This window comes from Duganella sacchari (assembly GCF_900143065.1).
Classification (GTDB): Bacteria; Pseudomonadota; Gammaproteobacteria; order Burkholderiales; family Burkholderiaceae_D; genus Rugamonas; species Rugamonas sacchari.
This window is the reverse complement of sequence record NZ_FRCX01000004.1, coordinates 304,012-324,810: the sequence shown is the minus strand read 5'-3', so window position 1 is coordinate 324,810 and position 20,799 is coordinate 304,012. Positions and strand designations below refer to the sequence as shown.

17 protein-coding genes are annotated in these 20,799 nt (G+C 62.9%); 7 read left to right on the top strand and 10 right to left on the bottom strand.

Annotated features, from left to right (window positions below; genetic code table 11):
* The first annotated feature begins 9 nt into the window (after window positions 1-9).
* Window positions 10-1,053, top strand: a complete 1,044-nt coding sequence (locus tag BUA36_RS10520; RefSeq protein ID WP_072784193.1) for a hypothetical protein — start codon at window positions 10-12, stop codon at window positions 1,051-1,053.
* On the opposite strand, the gene BUA36_RS10515 is transcribed toward BUA36_RS10520, so the two are convergent.
* From BUA36_RS10515 to BUA36_RS10495, 5 genes are all read right to left on the bottom strand, one after another.
* On the bottom strand, window positions 1,050-3,179 hold the full coding sequence (locus BUA36_RS10515) for a putative bifunctional diguanylate cyclase/phosphodiesterase (protein ID WP_229255665.1): 2,130 nt from the start codon (window positions 3,177-3,179) through the stop codon (window positions 1,050-1,052). The two genes, BUA36_RS10520 and BUA36_RS10515, sit on opposite strands and share 4 nt — an antisense overlap.
* A 72-nt stretch (window positions 3,180-3,251) precedes the next feature.
* On the bottom strand, window positions 3,252-3,914 hold the full coding sequence (locus tag BUA36_RS10510; RefSeq protein ID WP_072784187.1) for an amino acid ABC transporter permease: 663 nt from the start codon (window positions 3,912-3,914) through the stop codon (window positions 3,252-3,254).
* 3 nt (window positions 3,915-3,917) lie between these two features.
* Window positions 3,918-4,691 carry a transporter substrate-binding domain-containing protein gene (locus tag BUA36_RS10505; protein WP_072784185.1) on the bottom strand — a complete coding sequence of 258 codons (774 nt, stop codon included), beginning with the start codon at window positions 4,689-4,691 and terminating at the stop codon, window positions 3,918-3,920.
* 23 nt (window positions 4,692-4,714) lie between these two features.
* On the bottom strand, window positions 4,715-5,128 hold the full coding sequence (locus BUA36_RS10500) for a hypothetical protein (protein WP_072784182.1): 414 nt from the start codon (window positions 5,126-5,128) through the stop codon (window positions 4,715-4,717).
* Window positions 5,129-5,233: 105 nt separating this feature from the next.
* Window positions 5,234-5,767 carry a YcbK family protein gene (locus BUA36_RS10495; protein ID WP_229215427.1) on the bottom strand — a complete coding sequence of 178 codons (534 nt, stop codon included), beginning with the start codon at window positions 5,765-5,767 and terminating at the stop codon, window positions 5,234-5,236.
* Between BUA36_RS10495 and BUA36_RS30690 the strand changes: the two genes are divergently transcribed.
* Both BUA36_RS30690 and BUA36_RS10490 read left to right on the top strand, forming a co-directional pair.
* A complete protein-coding gene (locus tag BUA36_RS30690) occupies window positions 5,766-6,008 on the top strand; it encodes a hypothetical protein (RefSeq protein WP_167544270.1) in 243 nt (80 codons plus the stop codon). The two genes, BUA36_RS10495 and BUA36_RS30690, sit on opposite strands and share 2 nt — an antisense overlap.
* 225 nt (window positions 6,009-6,233) lie before the next feature.
* Entirely contained in the window at window positions 6,234-6,575 is a 342-nt protein-coding gene (locus BUA36_RS10490) for an energy transducer TonB (RefSeq protein ID WP_072784180.1), read from the top strand.
* A 3-nt stretch (window positions 6,576-6,578) separates the two neighbouring features.
* Here BUA36_RS10490 and BUA36_RS10485 read toward each other — a convergent pair whose 3' ends face one another.
* Complete coding sequence (locus tag BUA36_RS10485; RefSeq protein WP_072784177.1) at window positions 6,579-7,400, bottom strand: EAL domain-containing protein; 822 nt, start codon at window positions 7,398-7,400, stop codon at window positions 6,579-6,581.
* 156 nt (window positions 7,401-7,556) lie between these two features.
* On the opposite strand from BUA36_RS10485, the gene BUA36_RS10480 reads away from it, so the two are divergent.
* The gene (locus BUA36_RS10480) at window positions 7,557-8,363 is read left to right on the top strand and encodes a class II glutamine amidotransferase (protein WP_072784175.1); all 807 of its coding nucleotides are present in this window, start codon (window positions 7,557-7,559) and stop codon (window positions 8,361-8,363) included.
* A gap of 53 nt (window positions 8,364-8,416) precedes the next feature.
* Here the strand turns inward: BUA36_RS10480 and BUA36_RS10475 are convergent, their stop codons facing one another.
* Window positions 8,417-8,947 carry a GNAT family N-acetyltransferase gene (locus BUA36_RS10475; protein ID WP_072784173.1) on the bottom strand — a complete coding sequence of 177 codons (531 nt, stop codon included), beginning with the start codon at window positions 8,945-8,947 and terminating at the stop codon, window positions 8,417-8,419.
* Window positions 8,948-9,184: 237 nt separating this feature from the next.
* On the opposite strand from BUA36_RS10475, the gene BUA36_RS10470 reads away from it, so the two are divergent.
* From BUA36_RS10470 to BUA36_RS10460, 3 genes are all read left to right on the top strand, one after another.
* Window positions 9,185-10,201, top strand: coding sequence for a sulfate ABC transporter substrate-binding protein (locus BUA36_RS10470; RefSeq protein ID WP_084560092.1), 1,017 nt, complete (start codon window positions 9,185-9,187; stop codon window positions 10,199-10,201).
* 83 nt (window positions 10,202-10,284) lie between these two features.
* Complete coding sequence (locus tag BUA36_RS10465) at window positions 10,285-10,506, top strand: TOBE domain-containing protein (protein WP_072784171.1); 222 nt, start codon at window positions 10,285-10,287, stop codon at window positions 10,504-10,506.
* Window positions 10,507-10,757: 251 nt separating this feature from the next.
* Window positions 10,758-11,633 carry a serine hydrolase gene (locus BUA36_RS10460; protein WP_072784168.1) on the top strand — a complete coding sequence of 292 codons (876 nt, stop codon included), beginning with the start codon at window positions 10,758-10,760 and terminating at the stop codon, window positions 11,631-11,633.
* A 98-nt stretch (window positions 11,634-11,731) separates the two neighbouring features.
* Here BUA36_RS10460 and recD read toward each other — a convergent pair whose 3' ends face one another.
* From recD to recC, 3 genes are read right to left on the bottom strand one after another with little or no spacing between them, the layout of a single operon-like run.
* Entirely contained in the window at window positions 11,732-13,666 is a 1,935-nt protein-coding gene (gene recD / locus BUA36_RS10455; protein WP_072784166.1) for an exodeoxyribonuclease V subunit alpha, read from the bottom strand.
* Complete coding sequence (gene recB, locus BUA36_RS10450; RefSeq protein ID WP_072784164.1) at window positions 13,659-17,360, bottom strand: exodeoxyribonuclease V subunit beta; 3,702 nt, start codon at window positions 17,358-17,360, stop codon at window positions 13,659-13,661. Before recB ends, recD begins: the two co-directional genes overlap by 8 nt.
* A complete protein-coding gene (gene recC, locus BUA36_RS10445; protein WP_072784162.1) occupies window positions 17,360-20,773 on the bottom strand; it encodes an exodeoxyribonuclease V subunit gamma in 3,414 nt (1,137 codons plus the stop codon). The genes recB and recC overlap by 1 nt, the downstream gene beginning before the upstream one ends.
* Window positions 20,774-20,799: the final 26 nt, after the last annotated feature.

The window sequence follows — 20,799 nt, the reverse complement described above, 5'->3', positions numbered from 1 at the left end:
CCTAAGCGTATGCAAATCACGTCCACATCCACACCCCAAGTCATTGTTCCCGGCGCCAATGCCGGCAATGCCACTGCGGTGGACGGCACATCGCTGGGGCTCAACGGCGAAAACGCCGCCACCGCGACGCCGGTCACGCCGACGCCGAATTCGGCGGCGCCGCTGCGCCGTGGCCTGAACAACTGGGACCAGCCGCTGCAAGGCGACATCTCGGGCGCCCAGCAGGCGCTGGATTTCCTCGAACAAAGCGCGGCCCAGCTGCGCAACCTCAAGGCGGACCTCAGCGCCCGCCTGGCCAACCGCCAGCGCGCCGATGGTGCGGTCGAAGCGCGCGTGCGCCAGTTCAGCAATAGCTGGCGCAACCGCAGCACGGCGTCCGGCGGCACGCTGGATGCGCGCCTGAATTTCAGCACCAAGGGCACCAATACCCAATTTACGATCCGCGGCATGAACCTGGGCAATCTGCGCTCGGGCGGCCGCGAAGTGCTGGCCATCTCGGTCGGCGGCGGCCAGAACGTGCGGTCGGTGGTGCTGGAACCAGGCCTGTCCGACAGCCAGATCGCCCAGCGTTTCGACGAAGCGCTGGCGCCGGCCGGGGTGCGCGCCGCCATCAATAGCGACGGCCAGCTGGCGTTTTCCACCGCCGAATCGCAGTGGGCCAATGTGCGTGACACCATCGCCGTGCAAGGCGGCGGCGTGCGCTTCCCTGCAGGCCAGCTGAACCGGGTCAAGGCGGAATCGGAATCGGCCGACATCGAACCGGACAGCTGGAACACCTCGGATCTGGATGGCATCCGCGCCACGCTGCAGCAGGTGGTGCAGGCGCTGGCCAAGGTCGAGCAGTCGATCGCCTCCGTGCACCAGGCGCTGGCGCAAGTCAGTGCGCGCGTGCAAAGCGCAGCGCCGGTGGCCACCAAGAACGGCATGGACCAGGTGGCGCAGAACTTCGTCAGCACCACCAAGCAGCCCGGTTATCAGTCGCTGCTGTCGATCACCTCGGCGCTGGCCGGCATCAGCCGCGAGCGCGTGATCTCCCTGCTGAGCCTGCGTTAATTCAGCAGGCTGATGCCGCGCTGCGCCAGCGCGGTGAACTCGTCCGGCGGCAGCGCGCCGGCAAACACAAATCCCTGCGCGTAGTCGCAACCGGCCATGGCCAGCAAGCCGCTTTGCGCCGCCGTTTCCACGCCCTCCGCCACCACCCGCAATCCCAGCTTGTGCGCCATGACGATGAGCGCCTCGCACATGGCCAGGTCGCCGCTGTCGTGGGCCAGGTGCTGGATAAAGCTGTGATCGAGCTTGAGCAGGTCGATGCCGAAATGCTTGAGATGCGAGAGCGAAGAATAGCCGGTGCCAAAGTTATCCAGCGCCACCTGCAAGCCCATCTCGCGCAGGTCGCGCAAGCGCTCGCTGGCGCGCGCGGCGCCGTCCAGCAGCACGCCTTCGGTAATTTCCAGCACGATGCTGCGCACCGGCAGTCCCAGCTGGGTGGCGTAGTTCAGCCACGACACGTACAGCGCGGCATCGCCGCGCAGCTGCGTGGCCGACTGGTTGATGCTGACCTGGAAGCCCGCGCCCAGCTGCTCGTGCCAGCGGCGTGCCTGCTGCGCGGCCTGGCGGAACACCCAGTCGCCGATCTCCAGCATCAGGCCGCCTGACTCGGCAAACGGCAGGAACTCCGACGGCGCCAGCAGCCCGCGCTGCGGATGGCGCCAGCGCAGCAGGGCTTCGGCCCGCTCCACCTTGCCGTTCTGCAGATTGATGATGGGCTGGTAGTGCAGCTCGAACTGCTCCAGCGACAGCGCCGAGCGCAGGTCCAGCGTGACCTGCTGGCGTGCCTGGGCCGCCAGCTGCAGGTCCGGCGTGAAGTAGCTGTAGCGGTTGCGTCCGCCCTGCTTGGACGCGTACATGGCCTGGTCGGCGCTGCGCACCAGCTCTTCCGCCGTGCCCGCGTCGGACGGGAACAGGGCAATGCCGACGCTGGCGGAAATCGATGGCTGCGCGGCGCCCAGCGCCAACGGCCGGTTCAGCAGGGTCAGCATGCTCTGGGCGATGCGGTCGACGCTGCTGATCTGGTCCAGCCCGGACAGGATCACGGTGAACTCATCGCCGCCCAGCCGCGCCACCGTGTCCGAACTGCGCACGCACAAGCCGATACGGCGCGCCGCTTCCACCAGCACGGCATCACCCTGCTCGTGGCCCAGCAGGTCGTTGATGTCCTTGAAATCGTCGAGGTCGATGAACAGCAGCGCCAGCTGCACATTCTCGCGCCGCGCCTTTTTCATTTCCTGGTTCAGGCGGTCATTGAACATATGGCGGTTGGGCAGCGCGGTGAGCGCGTCAAAATTGGCCTGCTGCCAGATCAGTTCCGCCGAGGCGCGGGTGTCGGTGATGTCGCTGACCAGCGCCAGCGCGCCGCGGTAGCTGCCGTCCGCGTCGAAGATCGGATTGGTGGCCAGCGTGGCCCACAGGTCGCTGCCGTCCTTGCGCAGGAATTTGAATTCGTGGCGTTCGGCCATGCCCTGCTGGCGGCGCGCGATATTGCGCTCAAGGATGGTGCGGCCCTCCTCGTCCATGAACGCCACCAGCGGCTGCTCCAGCATTTCCTCGATGGTGTAGCCCAGCATCTGCGCCATCTTCGGATTGACAAAGCTGGTGCGCGCGGCGGCGTCGATTTCCCAGATGCCTTCCTCGGCATTGTGGACGATGCGGCGGAAGCGTTCCTCGCTGCGTTCCAGCGCTGCCATCTTGCCTTCCGCGAGTTCCAGCACCACGCGGATGGTCTGGCCGGTGCTGTCGGCGCTGGCGCGCAGCGACACTGGAAAACCCTGCTGGTTGCGATGGCGCAGCATCTGCAGGTCGCACTGCTCTGGCTGGGTGGTGTTGATGGCCCGCCGCAGGAAGCGGTCGAAATCCTCATGGAAGCGCGGCGCGATGAACTGGCGCAGCGGCAGCCGCTCCGGATTGGCGCGTGCAATCCCAAGCAGGTCCGCGCCCACCACGTTCATCTGCAGGATGCTGGTATCCGGCGCCAGCACGAAGTAGCCGACCGGCGCCAGCAGATAAATATCATTGAACCAGTCTGGTTCCATCTCGGCGCCCATCACCGCAAATGGCGTGAGCGACGGCGCAAGTGCAGCCGCGTCGGCAAACACGGCCATTCCTGGCAATTCAGCGTGCATAGTCTTATCCATACACCCCCTCGTTGATGTATTTAGACTAACATCACACGAGAGCGATGTCGAGCGTACCAGCTATCGGGAACGGTGTGCGCGGTTCAAGCGTTGTTCTGCGCGCCGTTGCAGCGCTTCAAACAGCAGGCTGAGTAGCCAATAGATAGCGGCTGCGGCCAGATATAGCGGCAGCGGCTGGAAGGTAGTGGCAATCACTTCCTTGGTCGACAGCATGAGCTCCGTCAGCGTAATCACCGACACCAGCGAGGTGTCCTTGATGAGGCTGATGAGCGTATTGCTCATGGCCGGCACCGCCACGCGCAGCGCCTGCGGCAGCACCACGTGGTACAGCGTGCGCCAGTAACCCAGTCCCAGACTGTAGCTGGCGGCCCACTGCCCCTGGCTGACTGCAGCAATCGCGCCGCGCAGGCTTTCCGACAGAAACGCGCCCGAGTTCAGACTGAGCGCCAGGATCCCGGCCGTCACTGGCGTGAACTCGATGCCGATGCTGGGCAGGCCGTAGTAGATCACAAACATCTGCACCAGCAGCGGCGTGCCGCGCATCAGGCTGACATACACATTGGCCGGCCACGCCAGCACGCGGTAAGGCAGCATCCGCACGATCGCCACCGGAAAACCGATCAGCAAGCCGCCCAGCATGGCTGCCAGCGCGAACAGCACCGTGTAGCCGGCGCCGCGCAACATGACCGGCGCGGCCTCGCGCAGCAGCTCCAGCCATTCCATGGGTTATGGCGCCTTGCTGACGTCGGCGCCGAACCATTTCAGCGAAATGGCTTTCAGGCTGCCATCGGCGGCGGCATCGGCCAGCACCTTGTTCAGCGCCTGCCTGAACTGCGGATTACCTTTCTGGAACGGGATGCCCATGCGCTCCACGGCGCCGACCTGCGCACCGGCCTTGATCGGCAGCCTGGAGATTTTCAGCAGATAGGCCGACATCAGGCTATCGTTGAGCGCGGCGTCGATACGGCCGGACGCCAGGTCCGCCATGGTCTCCGGCGCGGCCGCATAGCTGCGCACCTCAATGCCCGGCACCGCCTTGGCCTGCTGCTCGTAGACACTGCCCTGCCCGACGCCGAGCTTTTTGCCTTTCAGCTCGGCCAGCGATTTGTACGTGGCAGTCTCGTTCTTGCGCACGATCAGCTGCGGCACGGAATAGATATACGGTTCGGAGAAATCAAACGCCTGCTCGCGCTTGGGGTTGATGCCGACCTGGGAAATGATCACGTCATACTTGTTGGCCGACAGCCCGGCCAGGATGCTGGCCCATTCGCTGGTGACAAACTCCACCTTGAGGCCCAGCTTGCCGGCCACCAGGCGCGCGACATCGACATCGTAGCCAGCCAGTTCGCCATTCTTCTCGCGGTAGTTAAACGGCGGATAGGTACCTTCCATGGCGACCTTGAGCGTGCCGCGCGCCTTGACGGCGCCCAGCAGATCGGCGGCCATGGCCGGCAAGGCGGCGCACAGCGCCAGCATCAACACGAAATCCCGTTTGCGCATGAAATCCCTTTAAAAACGGACGCCTACCACGCGGCGCCCATGCGGCGGCGCAGGCCAAAATCATGGCCCACGACCAGGATGGAACTGGCGATCAATCCGCTCAGGCCGATCATCAACTGTACCAGCTTATCGTCCGGCAGTACCCATAGCCGGCCCGGCGGCGCGTCGCCGATGCGCGCGGCCGCCATAATCAGCGGCGCCACCCATGCCGCTTCCGGCGTCACATCCAGAATCAGCGCGCCGTCCTGGGTGGTTTGCAGATAAATCTCGCCGCCTTCGGCCAGCGTGAAGCACACGCCATACCCCGTTTCATGCTTGCCGATATGCTGCAGCATGGACTGATTATGTTCCTCTATCCACAGCTCGACATCGGCGGGCGTTTCCAGGCCGCTCCACGGCACCGGTCGAAAGCGTGGCGGCTCATTGTTGTCTTGCATAACGATTCCTTACTCACTAAGCCGCCAGTGTAATCGATCGCAGGACCAAGCATGAAGTCGACGGCCCACCGACCGCAGAACAGCTGACGTCCGCCGCAACGGCGATTAGCCCTTCCAGGTGCGCTGCAGGCCGGTATCCGCGTGGATCCAGCCGCCGCGCGGACCGGCACGGTAATAGAATCCGACGCCGCCCTGGCGGAAGCTCTTGACCAGTCCGCCCAGCACTTCAGCGTTCAGATTGGCGATACGGATGTCGGCCGCGCGCCCCACCATGTGCAGCGACTGGCGCGCGGCCGGCACACCGGCTTCGCGCAGCTTCTGGTTGGAGGCGGGCGTGCGGTAGCCGGACAGGATCTCCAGCGGCGAATCAATCCCGTAGCGCTGCACGAAAGCCTGCGTGCCCCACAGCGTTTCAAACAGCTTCGGATCGATGGTGCGCGCCTCATTGCCGCCGTTGACGTCGCGCATCAGGTGGCACAAATCCTGATAGGCCGATTCGATGATCTCGCCATCTTTCCAGTAGAGCAGTTTGGCGCGCTCCTTGCTGGCCGGGCGTATCACTTCAATCGTGCGCGGACGCAGCCAGAACTCGAGGTCCAGCGCCTGGGCGTCAAAAATATCGGGAGGTGGTTCCATCATGCCGCCAGCGCCGGACGGCGCGGACTGCTCCGATGCACGCGGCATGCCGCCGGACGACGCCACCGCAGGCGCGGCCGGTGTGCTGTGCACTGCCGGTTTTGCGGCGGCAGCGCTGGTGCTGCTATGCCACACCGGTGTGCTCGAGGCACAACCAATCAAGGGTACGGACAAAAAACTCGCTGCGGTCAGCCCCAAACCCTGCTGTAAAAAATCTCTGCGCGATGCCATAGCCTACTCGTAAAAAACAATATTGTTACTATAGCTTATGCTGAGGGAAAGAAAAACCTGCGCAACTTACGTTTAAGAAATGATACGGCTGCTGCCGCGATACAGAAACTGCGTATCAGAAACGTTTTCAAGCCCTCAGTTATTTCAATTTTTGATGGCTGGCATTCCAACAATAAAGTATTCATATATGATGCACCGCAGTATAGTGAACTCATCGCACTCACTACCGGAGCCCATCATGATCATCCGTTCTATCGCCGCCGTGTCCCTGATTCTGCTGTCGACCATCAACCCATCGCAAGCAGCCTCCACCAGCAATAGCCGCCTGAGCAATGCCGAATGCAATGTGCCGAACTACCGCACCGCTTGGCAGGACGATGACTTGCAAGGGAATGTAAAACTGGCGGTCCTGGTGGACGCCAATGGCAATGTGCAAGATACCAAAGTGATCTCGTCGAGCGGCCACGTGGCGCTGGACAAAGCCTCGCTGCGCGCCGGCGCCAGTTGCAAGTTCAAGCCAGCGAGCAACGGCAGCGAGCCGGTGTGGGCGCAAGTCCAGTACAACTGGGTCCTGAACTAAGCGTCAGGCGGCGCGCCGCGCCTGCTCCTGCGGCAGGGTGGCGCGCGGTTCGTCCAGCAGATAGCCTTGCACCAGCAAGGAGGCGCCGGCATCGGCAGCAAGCTCGCGCAAGGCCGCCACGTGCTGCGGCGTCTCCAGCCGCTTGAACACCACCGACACACCGGCAGCCGCGCAACGCTCCAGCACTTCCAGCAGGCCCGCCCGGTCCTGCAATTCCCGCACATCCAGCTTGAACACGTCCGGCCGCAGGCGGTCCAACACGCCCAGCGCATCACGCGGGCTGTTGACGTTGACCGCAAAGCGGAAGCCGTTGCGGCGATAGTTGTCCGACACATAGTTCAACAGCCAGCCCTGCTGCGGCGTCGCCGCCGGCAGTTGCAGCACCACGCGGCTCAGCGGCAGCTCCAGCGCATCCAGGATGCGGCGGAACGCGTGGCCGTGATTGCTGCTGACGGCGCTCAGCAAACGGTCATGCACATTTAAATACAGATCCGCCTGCGACTCCCCGGCCTGGCGGAAGAAATTAATCGCGTGCAGCATGCGGCACAGCCGGTCGAGTTCGATGGATTCGTCATCGCTGGCCGCATGGTCGAGCAGCTTCCACAGCGACAGCCCCTGGTCCTGCGCCGACACGCTGCGCGCCAGACCTTCGTAAGCCTGCACCGCGCTGCTGTCCAGTTGCCGGATAGGCTGGAACGCGCTGCTCATGGTGCAATTGAAAAACCGCCCTTGCGCCTTGCCCTCGTGATCGAGCCAGATGCTGGAAGCGGCGCCGGTCGCGTCGGATAAACGCGCCAGGTACTTCTGCAAGATGGGGAATGACATGGAACTCCTCTAGGGGTACGAATAATGTCGACAGCGTATGCCCGTGCGCGGCAAAGCAGAACGAATGCTTTCGCCTATGGATATGCCAAAACATTCGTTCCGCCCCTGCGGTGCGGCCGTTATCGTGATGTCATCGATTAACTCCGCCGTCTAGTCATGTGCCAATTACTCGCGATGAGCAGCAATAAACCCGCCGCCGTGGACTTTTCCTTTGCCGGCTTTGCCGAACGCGGCGGCCGCACCGGGGAACACAAGGATGGCTGGGGCATCGCCCTGCATACGCCCAACGGCTGCCGCCTGTACACCGATTACCTGCCGTCGATCCACTCGCCGCTGGCGGCGCAATTCAAGCAGAGTCCGATCAAGGCGCGCAATGTGGTGGCGCATATCCGCAAAGCCACGCAAGGCCGCGTCTCGCTGGAGAACAGCCATCCGTTCACGCGCGAGCTATGGGGCCAGACCTGGTCGTTCGCCCACAACGGCGATTTGCAGCTGTTCGATCCCAACCCGAGTCTGTACGCGCCATGGGGCGACACGGATAGCGAGCGCGCCTTCTGCCACCTGCTGTCCGGCCTGGCGCTGCGCTTCGACAGTCCGCCGGAACGCCATGTGCTGTACGCGGCAGTGGAAACGCTGGCCGGCGAGATAGCGGCCTATGGCACTTTCAATTTCATCCTGTCGAATGGCGACCTGCTGTTCGCCCATTGCAGCACCGACCTGCATTATGTGGTGAGGGAGTATCCGTTCTCGGTGGCGCATCTGATCGACTGCGACCTCAGCATCGACTTCAGCCGCCACAACCACCTGGACGACCGCATTGCCGTGATCGCCACCCATCCGCTGACCTCGAATGAGGCATGGACCAGGCTGGAAGCCGGCGCGCTGAAGCTGTTTGTCAACGGTGAAGAGGTCGGCGCGGCGCCAGCGCGTGACGCCGAATTCCGTCTGGCGATGTGCTACTGATGGCTGTGCGCTTCGCCGGGCGCTGAGCAGCGCGCGGCAAGCAACGGTTTACATCAATCGCTATTGCAATTGCAGAAGCGCTTACGCTTGGGCGCGTTAGGACAGGTGGTGTCCTCATCCAGCTGCTTCCAGTAAAACACCGTCTCGACGCCATACGGCGAGCGCACCATGCCGGCATCGGTATAGCCACGCTGGGCGAAGAAGTCCTTGCCGGTGGCCGTGCTATGCAATTGCAGCGCCTTCACGCCCCAGCTGCATGCCTGTTCCTCCATGCGCGCCAGTAGCGCCTTGCCGGCGCCCTGCCCGCGCGCTTCCGGCAGCAGATAACACAGCGCCAGTTTGCCAGCGCCGGTCAGCAATGCGACGCCGACGACGACGCCTTCGCTGACAGCCACCAGCGAAAAATTGGTCGGGGAACTGAACCAGTTCGCCACCATCTGCGGAGTTTTATTGCCTAACCAGGCATCGAGGATGGCGGGATCATTCTTATGATCCAGTTCGCAGCATTCCCTGATGGACCGGCGCAATACATTGCACGCTGCCTCCGCATCCGTCGAAGCAGCAATACGAATTTCAAGACTCATGTACGCTCACAAAACTATTACTGATAGCACGCCTTTCTGTGCTGGTACGGACTATACACCAAGCGGCATAAGGCTGTCGGATGCTGCCAGACTAGAGGGTGCTTCCTTATTTGCCCACTAATGTTTTCAAAAATCCATATATGTTTTATAGCGAACTTCTAAGCATATTACGAAAAATTCGTATCTTTTCGGGGCGAAATTTTACACTATGAGCGCTCGTTATTACGAAAGCTCATTATGACCACCAAAAATTCAACTCGCCGCGTTATCCTCGCCTCCTTCCTGGCTGCCTCGGCCACCCTGTTCGGCTTGCCGCAGGCGCACGCTGCGGATACCGTGCTGCTGAACGCCGCGTACGACGTCACACGGGAACTGTTCAAAGAGATCAATCCCGCTTTCACCGCGCAATGGAAAAAAACCACGGGCGAAACCATTGATGTGAACCAGTCGCACGGCGGTTCGTCCAAGCAGGCGCGTTCGGTCGCGGACGGCATGGAAGCGTCGGTGGTCACCATGAACCAGGCCAACGACATCGACATTCTGGTCGAGCGCGGCGTGGTAGCGGCCGACTGGGCCAAGAAATTCCCGAACAATGCTTCGCCGTTCTACTCCACTATGGTGTACCTGGTACGCAAGGGCAATCCTAAACAGATCAAGGACTGGGCCGACCTGGGCAAGCCGGGCGTCAAAGTCATCATCCCGAATCCTAAAACCTCCGGCAATGGCCGCTACACCTACCTGGCGGCGTGGGGCGCCGTCATCAGGAAAGGCGGCAACGAAGCACAGGCCCGCGACCTGGTCGGCAAGATCTTCAAGAACGTGCCGGTGCTCGATGCCGGCGGCCGCGGCGCCACCACCACCTTCACCCAGCGCGAAATCGGCGATGTGCTGGTGACGTTTGAAAACGAAGTGAATCTGGTGCGCGAAGAGTTTGGCGACAAATTCGACGTGATCTACCCATCGATCTCGATTCTGGCGGAATCGCCGGTGGCCGTAGTCGACAAGGTGGTGGACCGCCGCAACCTGCGCAAGCAAGCCACCGGCTACGTGAACTTCCTGTACAGCGAAGAAGGCCAGGAAATCATCGCCAAGCATTCGCTGCGTCCACGCTCGGAAAAAGCCTTCAAGAAGTACAACGCCAACTTCCGCCAGGTCACGCTGTTCACCATCGATGACGTGTTCGGCGGCTGGAAAGCGGCGCAGAAGAAACACTTCGACGATGGCGCCGAATTCGACAAAATCTATAACAAATAAGATTATTCGGATAGATTCGTTTGCAAATGGCCATCGTGCCCGTAATCTGGAAGTGTAGTAATTAACCAGACAAAGGAAGCACGATGGCCATTTCTGAAATTAATGTACGCAACCAATTCCGTGGCAAGATCAAGGAAATCATCTTTGGCCCAGTCGTTTCGGAAGTCGATGTCGAAACCCAGCACGGGATCGTCACCTCCGTCATCACCTCGCGCTCGATTCAAGACCTCAACCTGAAGGTGGGCAGTGAAGTGATTGCCCTGGTGAAATCCACCGAAGTGTCGATCGCCAAGATCGGCAGCTAACGTCCCCGTCCCGGCTGCCGCCGTGGCCGGAAAAACGGAAAAAAGCCCTGAGAACTCCCGTCTCAGGGCTTTTTTGCATCAAGCGGGCCACATCGCATAAAAAATATAAGAATTAGACACTTAGGCACAATAGACGAGAACCCACTTTAATGATATTGTCTATCCTTAGAGAATATTGCCGTATAGCTAGATTGCGCGCGCCACGTCGCCCTGACGTGTCCGATAGACTCCTGTTCCCTCTGAATATCCGTATGCTCAAGAAAATTGTTGCTGTATTGCTCACTTCGTTTACTGCGGCTGCGTTCGCCGCAGTACCGCTGGGTTCGCAGTCGGTGCTGGTGGTCGAAGATGGCACCGGCAAGGTGCTGCTCGAAAAGAACGCCAACGCCCAAGTGCCGATCGCCTCGCTGACCAAGCTGATGACCGCGATGGTCGTGCTGGATGCCAAACAAAATATGGACGAAAAAATCGCCATCGACCATACCGACGTTGACATGCTGAAACACAGCGCGTCGCGCGTGCCGGTCGGCGCCGAAATTTCGCGTGGTGATGTGCTGCAACTCGCGCTCATGTCGTCAGACAACCGCGCTGCGGCATCGCTGGCCCGCACCTACCCTGGCGGTGCGGACGCGTTCAAAAACGCGGTCAAGGCCAAGATCCGCACGCTGGGTATGACCCAGACCGTGATTGAAGAACCGACCGGTTTGTCGCCGCATAATATGTCCACCGCGACCGACCTGGTCAAGATGGCCAGCGCCGCTGCCGCCTATCCGGACATCCGCCGCATCACCACCGACACCAAAGATGTGATCAACATCAAGGGTCGCAAAGTGGAATACCACAACACCAACCGCCTGGTTGGCGCCAAGGGCTGGGATGTCGGTTTGTCCAAAACCGGCTACACCGAGGAAGCTGGCCGCTGCCTCATCATGCGCTTCAAATCCGCAGGCAGAAATGCCACCCTGGTGCTGCTCAACGCGAAGGCCAATTCGGCCCGCCTGATGGATGCGGTCAACATTCGCCGCTTCATTGCCGGCCCGGATGAGAAACCAAAAGTCATGAAGGCGTCGGTAACGCGCCATAAGAAAGCGGTGAAAGCCGGCAAGCGCAGCCGCCGCGCAATGTAAGCGGCTGACGTCACGCACCACAGGGCCGGACCTTATTGTCCGGCTTTTTTACGCCCGTACGCGCGCCAAAAATTGGTGTCAACAAGCTAATTTTTGGCTTAATTGTCCAGCAGATGGCGCAAGCCGCTGGCACGCTGGGTGCGTTGTCCTATGGCGTCCAGCAGGACCTGGCCATTCGGCGTGAGTAACGTAAAGTAGTCGCGTGCGCGCGTGATGCCGGTGTAGATCAGCTCGCGCGCCAGCATGCTGCCGCCGTCCTTGGGCAGCACCATGGCGGTGTGCGCAAACTCCGAACCCTGCGATTTATGCACGGTCATGGCAAACGCGGTTTCCACATTTCTTAACCTGGTGGCAAGGACGCTGCGCACCGTTTCGCCTTCCGAGAAGTAGACGCGCAGCGCTCCCGGCCGTGCCGGGTCAGGCAGGGTCAGGCCGATATCGCCGTTGAAAACACCGGTCGCATAGTCGTTGCGGGTGACCATGACGGGCCGGCCGACATACCACTCGCCCGTTCTCTTGAGCAATCCAGCCGACTGCAGTCGTTGCTCGATGGCATCGTTAAGACCGGACACGCCCCACTCGCCGTCGCGCACCGCGCACAAAATACGGAAGCCTTCAAAGCTTCTCAGAATAGCAAGTCGTACGACGTCATCCGCATCAGCGATTGAATTTTTGATTAATTGCAAATATTGCCGATAACCCGACAGCGCCAGCTGAAGCATGTCCGCAGGTTGCGCAAAGTCGGTCCAGGCAACTTTTCCGTCTTGCCCGGAACGCAATACTTCAACAGCCTTGGCCGCATTGCCGGCATTGACCGCCAGCGCCAGCTCGCCGATCGGACCGCCAAAACGCCGGCTTTCGCGCAACATGACAGTCTGCTGCGCAATCGGGCCGCCGTGCCCGGCATAGTCGTCCGGGATCTGCTGTCCTGTGCTAGCTTGCACATAAGACAAGGTCTCCGGCAGATACTCGCCGGCTTCGGCGTTATGGCACAGGTCGCCCAGCACCGCACCGGCTTCCACCGACGCCAGCTGATCTTTGTCGCCGAGCAAAATCAATGTCGCTTCCGGCGGCAGCGCCGCCAGCAGTGCCGACATCATTTCCAGGTGAATCATGGATGCTTCATCGACGATGAGCACATCGACATCCAGCTGATTACCGGCGTTGTGCTGGAAGGCGCGCGTGTCAGGGCGGGCGCCAAGCAAGCTGTGCAGCGTACGCGCGGCGCCCATGCGTGCCGTCAGCTCGCGCAGCGGCAATGCTGTGCCGACCAGCACCGCCAATTTATCCAGCGCATCGTCAATCGACTGCTTGAGGCGGGCAGCTGCCTTGCCGGTCGGCGCCGCCAGCGCCACCCGCAAGCCGGACTGGCGCATGCTGCCGGCCGTTGCAAACAGCAGCGCCAGCAGACGGGCCACCGTGTAGGTTTTACCGGTGCCCGGGCCACCGGTAATGATGCCTAATTTGCCACGCATCGCCACCGCGCACGCGACTTTTTGCCAATCGACACCGCCACCGCGCGTAGCGTGCGGGAACAGGATATCCAGCCAGCGGCGGATCTCGGCGGTTTCTGCATCGGCATCCGAGGCCAGTACGCCGCCCAGCGCGCGGCCGCGGACAGCGGCGGCCACATGGGTTTCGTCCTGCCAGTAACGGCGCAGATACAGCCGGTCGCCATCCAGCACCAGCGGCTGGCTGCAATCCGCGCCGCCGACCGGCCAGACCTGTTCGGACGCCGCCAGCAAGGTGCGCCAGCTGGCAACATCTTCCGGCCAGCCATCAACCGATGCGCGCAAATGAAGCCATTCGTCGCCGTTCCAGCCCAGCAGCGCGGCCGGGTCCGCGTTCAATTCCGACAGCAGCAGGCAGCTATGCCCACGCCCCTCCAGCTCGGACAATAGCACGCAGGCCGCCATCAGCGGTGGCGAGCTGGCGCCGATCGACGCGATAAAGCGCGCAAACGCGCCGCTCAACCGGCGCAACTGGCCCGCTTCGGTCAGCGCATCGACCTGCGCAAAAAATTCGTCATTCATCACTTGCACCCAGCAGGCTATCCAAGCCATCCAGTAGTTCGGGGTCGGGTTCGATGCGGTAGCAGCCGCGCGTCTGCGCATTGCCGATGCCACGCAAGAACATGAAGATGGCGCCGCCCAGCTGTTGCGCCGGATCGTAGGCGTCGCCCAGGCGGCTTTGCAGCAAACGGTGCAACGCCAGCATATAGAGCGCGCCCTGGATGTCGTAGCGATGCTCGGCCATGGCTGTCATCAGCGCCGGCTCGTGGTAAGCCGCGTCACCGCCGCCCAGGGCATTCGATTTGTAGTCCAGCACCCAGTAGCGCCCCGCGTGTTCAAACACCAGGTCGCAAAAGCCTTTCAGCATGCCGTGCAGTTCGCGCTCCGGCAGCGCGGGGCGCGGCGCGCCGCCCAGCAGATGCGTGGCGCACAGCCGGTCCAGCGCGGCCGTACCGAGCCGATCGCTAGGGAACCAGAATTCCATCTCCGGCAGCGGCGACACAATGCGGCTCAACGATGCGTTCAAATACGGCAGCGTTGTGCTGGCGATCTCGCGCAGCCAGACCAGGGTGTCGTCGAGGCGGTTGCCCCAGCCGGCGCGCTCCACGCGGCGCGTCAGGCGCGCAGCGAAATTCTCGTCATCGACAATCGCAAAGCCCTCCTGCCCCATCCACTCCAGCTGCTCGTGCAGGAAGTTGCCGGGGACGGAACCGCGCGGGAAGCGATGCCAGGCCACGTCTTCCACGCGCGACGCCTGCACGACGGCTGGCTGATCGCCGCCTTCCAGCAGCTTCGCCTCGGCCGCGTCGCGTGGCACCAGGCCAGCCGCGCTGATAGTGCCGGTCGGTCCCGTACGGCGCGCGAGCGAGCTGAAACTGCCGACCGACCAGTCCCGTTCAAAATGACCACTATAGTGCTGCGGCTCCAGCAACGGCGGGCGTTCTTCAATACGGCTCAGACGCGTGACCGGCTGGCCATCCATCGGCAAGGTGAGGATGCTGATATCGTCACAGCCCTGGCAGGCGTGGTGCCAGCGTTCCATCATCAAGTCCGACGGCAGCGGTGCGCCGCCAGTGAGCAGATAGCCCAGCGCGGATTCGTGCAGTGTATTCTCGCCGGCCTTGCGGGCCGACAGCGCGGTCACGCCCAGCCACAGGAAATGGCGCGCGCGCGTCAATGCCACGTACATCAGGCGCAGGTCCTCCTGCAGGCGCGCGCGCTCGACCAGTTCCATCGCCGTATCGGTCAGCGCCATATCGATGCGGCGCACGCCATCATCGTCGCTGAATTCAAAGAAGCTGCGGTTGCGGCGCTCCACCTTGCGCGCGGTGACGGCAAACGGCAGATACACCAGCGGATACTCCAGGCCCTTGGACTTGTGCACCGTGACGACCTTGACCAGTTCGGCGTCGCTTTCCAGGCGCAGCACACGCTCGTCGCCCGCGCCCTCGCCGCCTTCGATCTGCTCGGCGAGCCAGCGTATCAGCGCCTGTTCACCATCCAGCTGGCGGCTGGCTGATTGCAGCAGTTCCGCCAGATGCAGCAGATTGGTCAGACGGCGTTCACCGCCTACCTGCTGCAGCAGGGCCGCCGGCAATTGCAGCTCGTGGATGAAACGGCGCAGCATGGCCAGCACGCCCTGGCGTTGCCAGATGATGTGCAGTGCCTTGAGCTGTTCGACCCGTTCTTCCCACGCCAGTTCGTCCGAGGACAAACGCGCCAGCTCAGCCAGCGGCAAACCGGTGGTACGCGTCGCGAATGCGGCACGCGCCAGCGCGCCATCCAGCGGATTCGCGACGGCCGACAGCCAACGCAGTACATCGGCGGCTTCTTCGCTGTCCGTGACCGAATCCTTGTCGGACAGGTAGACGCTGGGCACACCGCGCCGTTGCAGCGCGCGGCGGATCGCAGCAGCCTCTTTGCGGTCGCGCACCAGCACCGCGATATCTGCAGGCTTGAGGCGTTCAAAGCCCTTGTCACCGCCAGCGAAGCCGGTGTGCTCGGCATTGAGGCGGGCCACAATGTCCTCCGCGCAGTGATGCGCAAAGAACTCGCGGTAGCTATCCGCCTTCAAGTCCTGCGCCGCGCTGCAGGCAATCACCAGCGCCGGCACATCACCGCCCGCCTCCACCATGCGCTCCTTGCGGCCTTGGGCGCCGACCGCCTCGAACGGCAGCGGATTGTCACGCGAGGCAGGGTCGCGGAAGCGGAACGCGCCCCGTGCGAAACCATCGTCAGCGCCACGGCCTTCCGCATGCAGGAACAAATGATTGACGGCGTCGACCACCGGCTTGGTCGAGCGGTAGTTGGTGCCCAGCTGGTAATGCCGGCCCGCAGTGGCGCGGCGCGCGGACAGATAGCTGTGAATGTCGGCGCCACGGAAGCCATAGATGGACTGTTTGGGATCGCCAATCAGGAACAGGCCGGTCTCCGGGTCGTTATCCGCCACGCGGTACAGCGCATTGAAGATCTGGTACTGGTTCGGCGCCGTGTCCTGGAATTCATCCACCAGCGCCACCGGGTACTGGTCGGTAATCCGCTTGCGCAGCGCGGCGCCATTCTCGCCTTGCAGCGCCGCGTTCAGGCGGTCCAGCATGTCGGCAAAACCGAACTGGCGGCTGCGTTTCTTCAACTCGGCCATACGGTCCGCCACTGCCGCCGCTGCGTGGCGGTACAGCGCGTGCGACAGCGGCTCGATCCCATCCAGCGCCTGCTTCAGTGATTCGATGGCGTCAAAGTCCTCGGGGACGGCGGCGCTGAAATTCTTGGAGAAGGCATCCTCGATGCCCCAGGGCGTCAGCCGCTTCCAGGCCGTATCCGATATCTCCGGCATGACGGCTGCGGGATTCTGCGCCCACTCGCGCAAGCCGTTGAACCAGCTCACCAGCGAATCAGCACGCATCTTGTTGCCGTTGAAGCATTTCGGATCGACCGCGCGATGCTGCGCAATCCACTGCTCCATGCGGTTGGCCCGCTCCCACCAGCCGCCCTTGAGTTCAGCCAGCTGCGCCTGCTGCTTGCGCTGCACCTCGGCGATCAGGGCGCCCAGCGATGCGCCGCGCGCATCCACCTCGCCGATGATATCGGCACGTTTGACCAGTTCGCGTATCGACGACTTCAATGCTCCCACATCGCCCCAGCACGACAGCAGCGCGTCCAGCGACACCGCATTGAGCGGATAGACCTGCTGTCGCCAGTAATCGTGTGCGGCATCCTCAAACAGCGCCTGCTCATCGCTGACCAGTTCTTCATCAAACAGGCTGCCGCTATCGAAGGCGTGCTCGCGCAGCATGCGCTGGCACCAGGCGTCAATCGTGAAGATGGCCGCTTCGTCCATCGTTTCAGCAGCCAGCTGCAAGCGGTGCGCAGCCTGCTGTTGTGCGCTGTAGTCCGGATAGGACTCCAGCAGCGCGTCCAGATAATCGTCGCGCTGCCCACGCCCCTCATGCGAGCGGAAGTAAGCCGCCGCCTCCACCAGACGCTCGCGCACGCGGTTGGACAGCTCACGCGTCGCCGCCCGCGTAAAGGTCATCACCAGAATATCGGCAGGCAGCAAGGGACGTTGGTAGGCATTGTCATCGCCATGCCCCAGCACCAGCCGCACATACAGCGCGGCGATGGTCCAGGTCTTGCCGGTGCCGGCACTGGCCTCAATGAGCCGCGAGCCATGCAGCGGGAAAGTCAGCGGGGCGAGTTGATTGGCCGTGTTACTCATTACGCGCTCTCGCCGTCAATTTGCTCTACCTTGATATGCTGCTCCATCCAGTCCGCCAGTGGCCCATACAGGGCGCGCGATACATCGTCAAAATCCGGTTCGCTGCTCAGCGAAGAGAAGTCTGGCCACAAACGCGCCAGGCACAGGTCCTCATTTTCGCCGTTGACCTCAAAACCGCCATCATAGACAGCGCGCGGATCGCCCCCCTGCACCAGCGCCAGCGCGGTCTTGCAGGCAGTTGGCAGCGGGCGGTTCATGCCGTCGCGCCACAGGCACACCAGCTCGCGTAACGCCTCCTGCGCCTGCGCGGGATCGAGCGGGTTCATGGTGACGATTGCATCGCGCGCCACCAGATAACCCGTCACCTGCATGCCGGTGGCGGATACCGCCAGCTGGCGCAGCCACATCGCAATCAATTTATCGCCGCGCGGCTTGCCCTGCTTGTCGGCCACGCGCGACGACATCTGCGCCAGCCACACCGTCTCGCTCTCGTTTTTCCGCAGCTGATCGATCCAGTCATCCAGCGGCACGCCGGCCAGTTGGAGATTCAGCGCCACCTTGGGCGCCGGCCTATCGTAATACTGGCGCAGCGTCAGCCACGCGCAGCGCACCGGCACCAGGGCTTCCACCAGCTGGTGCTGGTACTGCTGGCCGATCAGGCCAATCGGCAGCACACCCTCGCGCGCAAGGCGTTCGGCGCGTTGCGTGAGCTTGTCGTAGACCTGGTCGATTTCTTCCGGCGTCTCGCCGTCATCGAGCATGGTGTCTTCCAGCAGATAGCGCTCCAGCGCATTGAGGGAGAACGGTTCCTCGTCCTCGCCCACCAGCGCGGCTTCGCCGAACATCACGCCAAGCCGCTGGCGGAAGAAGAAACGCACGGGCTGGCGCAGGAAGTTATGCAGGCTGCCCAGCTTGAGGCGGAGTTTGTCGTCGATATCGAACGGCGGCAGTTCTGTGGCCTCCGTCGCGATGGTTTCCTCGCCGTGCGCCTCGCGCCATTCGCGCGCGTAGGTGAGCAGGCCGCCATCCTCAAAATAGCGGCGGCTGAACGGTTGCAAGGCGTGCTCCGTGGTGCGGACATGCAGATCCAGCTCCCAGCCATTGGCCAGATAATCGCGCAGCTGCGACACCAGCACCGACGGCGGCTGCTCACTGTTATCGCGCACATTGCGCCCTACCCAGCTGATATACAGCTTGTCACGCGCCGCCAGCACAGCCTCCAGCATCAGATAGCGGTCATCGTCGCGCCGCGAGCGATCGCCTGGCCGCGCCATGCCCGGCAGCGCCAGCAGGTCAAAGTCGGCCTTCGGCGCGCGGCGCGGAAAATCGCCGTCGTTCATGCCGAGCAGGCAGACCACGCGGAACGGCACCGCGCGCATCGGCATCAGCGTACAGAAGGTCACGCCGCCGGAAACGAACTGGTGGTTCAGCGTCGGCTCGTCCATCAATCCCAGCCAGGCTTCGCGCAGCACGGCCAATGGCACGGCCTCCTCGTAGCCGGCGCCCTCACAGGTATCCAGCCATTTGTTGAGGGCATCGTCCAGCTGTGCCAATGTGAGGCGGTCGCCCTCCTCGTTGGCTTTGAAGAAGGCTGCCAGCAGCGCACGCGCCTGCACGCCCCACTCGGCCGGCGTGTGCGGCTCCGCCAGCATGGCACGCCAGTGCAGCAACGCCTCCACCATCTGCGCCAGCGAACCCGCCAGCGCCGCATCGAGGCCGCCCACTTCCGCATACGGTTCGATACCGGCATAGCTGCCCGACGCGCCGCTGGCATAGCCGAGCAGCATGCGGCGCACGCCGAAAATCCAGGCATTCTGCTCACCGGCCGGACCGAGCCCCAGGCCGCTGCGGTGCTGCTGATCCAGCCCCCAGCGCACGCCGGAGCCTTCGATCCAGCGGCCCAGCGTCGGCAAGTCGTCTTCATGCAGGCCAAAACGGGCGGCCAGCGCCGGCACGTCCAGCAGGTCGCGGACTTCGCTTTGCCGGCAACGCTGTTGCGGCAACCGCAGCAGCCACTCCAGCGCCACCAGCAGTGGATTGACGCTGCGGTCGTTGACGTCGCCGATTTCAAACGGGATATAGCGCGCATCGTTGCGGCGGTGCTGGGCAAATACGGCGTGGATGGCGGCCGAGAAGGTGTCGATGTCCGGCACCATCACCACCACATCGCGTGGACGCAGCGGACGGCCGTTTTGCTCCGCATCGGCAAACATCTTGAGCAGCTGGTCGTGCAGCACTTCCACCTCGCGCTGCACGCTGTGGGTGACGTGGAATTCGATGGAACGGTCGTCATCGGACGGCGGCGTATGCGGATGCTCGGACATCGGCAGCAGCTCGCGCACTGCGGCCTGCACCTGCGTCAGCAGCGTATCGCCCTCGCCTTCACTGAACAGATCCACGCGCAGCGGCGCCACCTCATCGTTTTCAGCGGCAGCAGCCTGCGCGCCTTCGTCAAATTCATCGAGCATACGCACGAAGTCACGGCCCTGGCGTCCCCAGCTCGCGAGCAGCGGATGACTGTGCGCGTGCAGTTCTTCCAGCGGAATCTGGCCCAGATCCTGGCCATTGCGCAGCTGCTGGCGCCGATGCGCGCTGCGCAGCAGGTCGCGGCCTTCGATGATGTCGCCCCAGTAGTACTGGCAGGGATTCGGCACCGCCAGCAGCACCTGGGTATAACGGGCGATTGACGCCAGCGCCTGCAAGGTCTGGAACGGCAGCGCCGAGACGCCAAAGATCACCACCCGGCGCGGCAGACGGCCCAGCGGTTGCTCGCCCGCCGCGCTGGCACGTACAAATTCCGTGTGCACGGTGGCACGGCCCAGTCCGCGCTCGTGCGGCTCCACATCCGCAATCACCGACCGCCACAACTGCGCCTGCCAGCGCTGGTCTTCCGGCAGCGGCACAAGCTCGCCGCGCGCAGTACGCATCTGGTCGCGGCCCGCAGCCCAGTCATCCAGCCAGTCGGCGCGGTACACCTGATACTGGTCGAACAAGTCGGCCAGACGCTCGGCCAGCTGCAAGCGGCGCTCCGCCTCGCCGTCCGCGAGGAAGTGACGCAGCGGCGCAAACACCGGCTCGGCCAGCAAGGTCGGCAACAGCCGCATCAAGCGCCAGGTCAGCGGGCCTTTATCGAAAGCGGAAATGGGCGGCACGCGGTCGCGGCCCAGCATGCCGCGATAGGCGTCCCATAGAAAACGGGCGGGCAGCGCCACGCGCGAGGCCGCGCAGATGCCGATTTCCTCGGCCAGCGCAATTTTCAGCCACTCGGCCACACCGTTCGACTGCACCAGGAAGATTTCCGACTCCAGCGCCCCGAGCGGATGATTGCGCAGCCATTGAAAAACGGCGGCGCGCAATTGCTCCATCTGATTACCGTGCAAAATCAGCAAGCCGGGGGTGATGCCAGGGTGCATAGGGCTCTTCGTTATGGTCAAGCCCC

What these genes read in the sequence shown, in the direction of transcription:
- BUA36_RS10520 (WP_072784193.1), top strand. Translation starts at nt 10, where the DNA reads ATGCAAATCACGTCCACATCCACACCCCAAGTCATTGTTCCCGGCGCC.
- BUA36_RS10515 (WP_229255665.1), bottom strand. Translation starts at nt 3,179, where the DNA reads ATGCACGCTGAATTGCCAGGAATGGCCGTGTTTGCCGACGCGGCTGCA.
- BUA36_RS10510 (WP_072784187.1), bottom strand. Translation starts at nt 3,914, where the DNA reads ATGGAATGGCTGGAGCTGCTGCGCGAGGCCGCGCCGGTCATGTTGCGC.
- BUA36_RS10505 (WP_072784185.1), bottom strand. Translation starts at nt 4,691, where the DNA reads ATGCGCAAACGGGATTTCGTGTTGATGCTGGCGCTGTGCGCCGCCTTG.
- BUA36_RS10500 (WP_072784182.1), bottom strand. Translation starts at nt 5,128, where the DNA reads ATGCAAGACAACAATGAGCCGCCACGCTTTCGACCGGTGCCGTGGAGC.
- BUA36_RS30690 (WP_167544270.1), top strand. Translation starts at nt 5,766, where the DNA reads ATGCCGCCAGCGCCGGACGGCGCGGACTGCTCCGATGCACGCGGCATG.
- BUA36_RS10495 (WP_229215427.1), bottom strand. Translation starts at nt 5,767, where the DNA reads ATGATGGAACCACCTCCCGATATTTTTGACGCCCAGGCGCTGGACCTC.
- BUA36_RS10490 (WP_072784180.1), top strand. Translation starts at nt 6,234, where the DNA reads ATGATCATCCGTTCTATCGCCGCCGTGTCCCTGATTCTGCTGTCGACC.
- BUA36_RS10485 (WP_072784177.1), bottom strand. Translation starts at nt 7,400, where the DNA reads ATGTCATTCCCCATCTTGCAGAAGTACCTGGCGCGTTTATCCGACGCG.
- BUA36_RS10480 (WP_072784175.1), top strand. Translation starts at nt 7,557, where the DNA reads ATGTGCCAATTACTCGCGATGAGCAGCAATAAACCCGCCGCCGTGGAC.
- BUA36_RS10475 (WP_072784173.1), bottom strand. Translation starts at nt 8,947, where the DNA reads ATGAGTCTTGAAATTCGTATTGCTGCTTCGACGGATGCGGAGGCAGCG.
- BUA36_RS10470 (WP_084560092.1), top strand. Translation starts at nt 9,185, where the DNA reads ATGACCACCAAAAATTCAACTCGCCGCGTTATCCTCGCCTCCTTCCTG.
- BUA36_RS10465 (WP_072784171.1), top strand. Translation starts at nt 10,285, where the DNA reads ATGGCCATTTCTGAAATTAATGTACGCAACCAATTCCGTGGCAAGATC.
- BUA36_RS10460 (WP_072784168.1), top strand. Translation starts at nt 10,758, where the DNA reads ATGCTCAAGAAAATTGTTGCTGTATTGCTCACTTCGTTTACTGCGGCT.
- recD (WP_072784166.1), bottom strand. Translation starts at nt 13,666, where the DNA reads ATGAATGACGAATTTTTTGCGCAGGTCGATGCGCTGACCGAAGCGGGC.
- recB (WP_072784164.1), bottom strand. Translation starts at nt 17,360, where the DNA reads ATGAGTAACACGGCCAATCAACTCGCCCCGCTGACTTTCCCGCTGCAT.
- recC (WP_072784162.1), bottom strand. Translation starts at nt 20,773, where the DNA reads ATGCACCCTGGCATCACCCCCGGCTTGCTGATTTTGCACGGTAATCAG.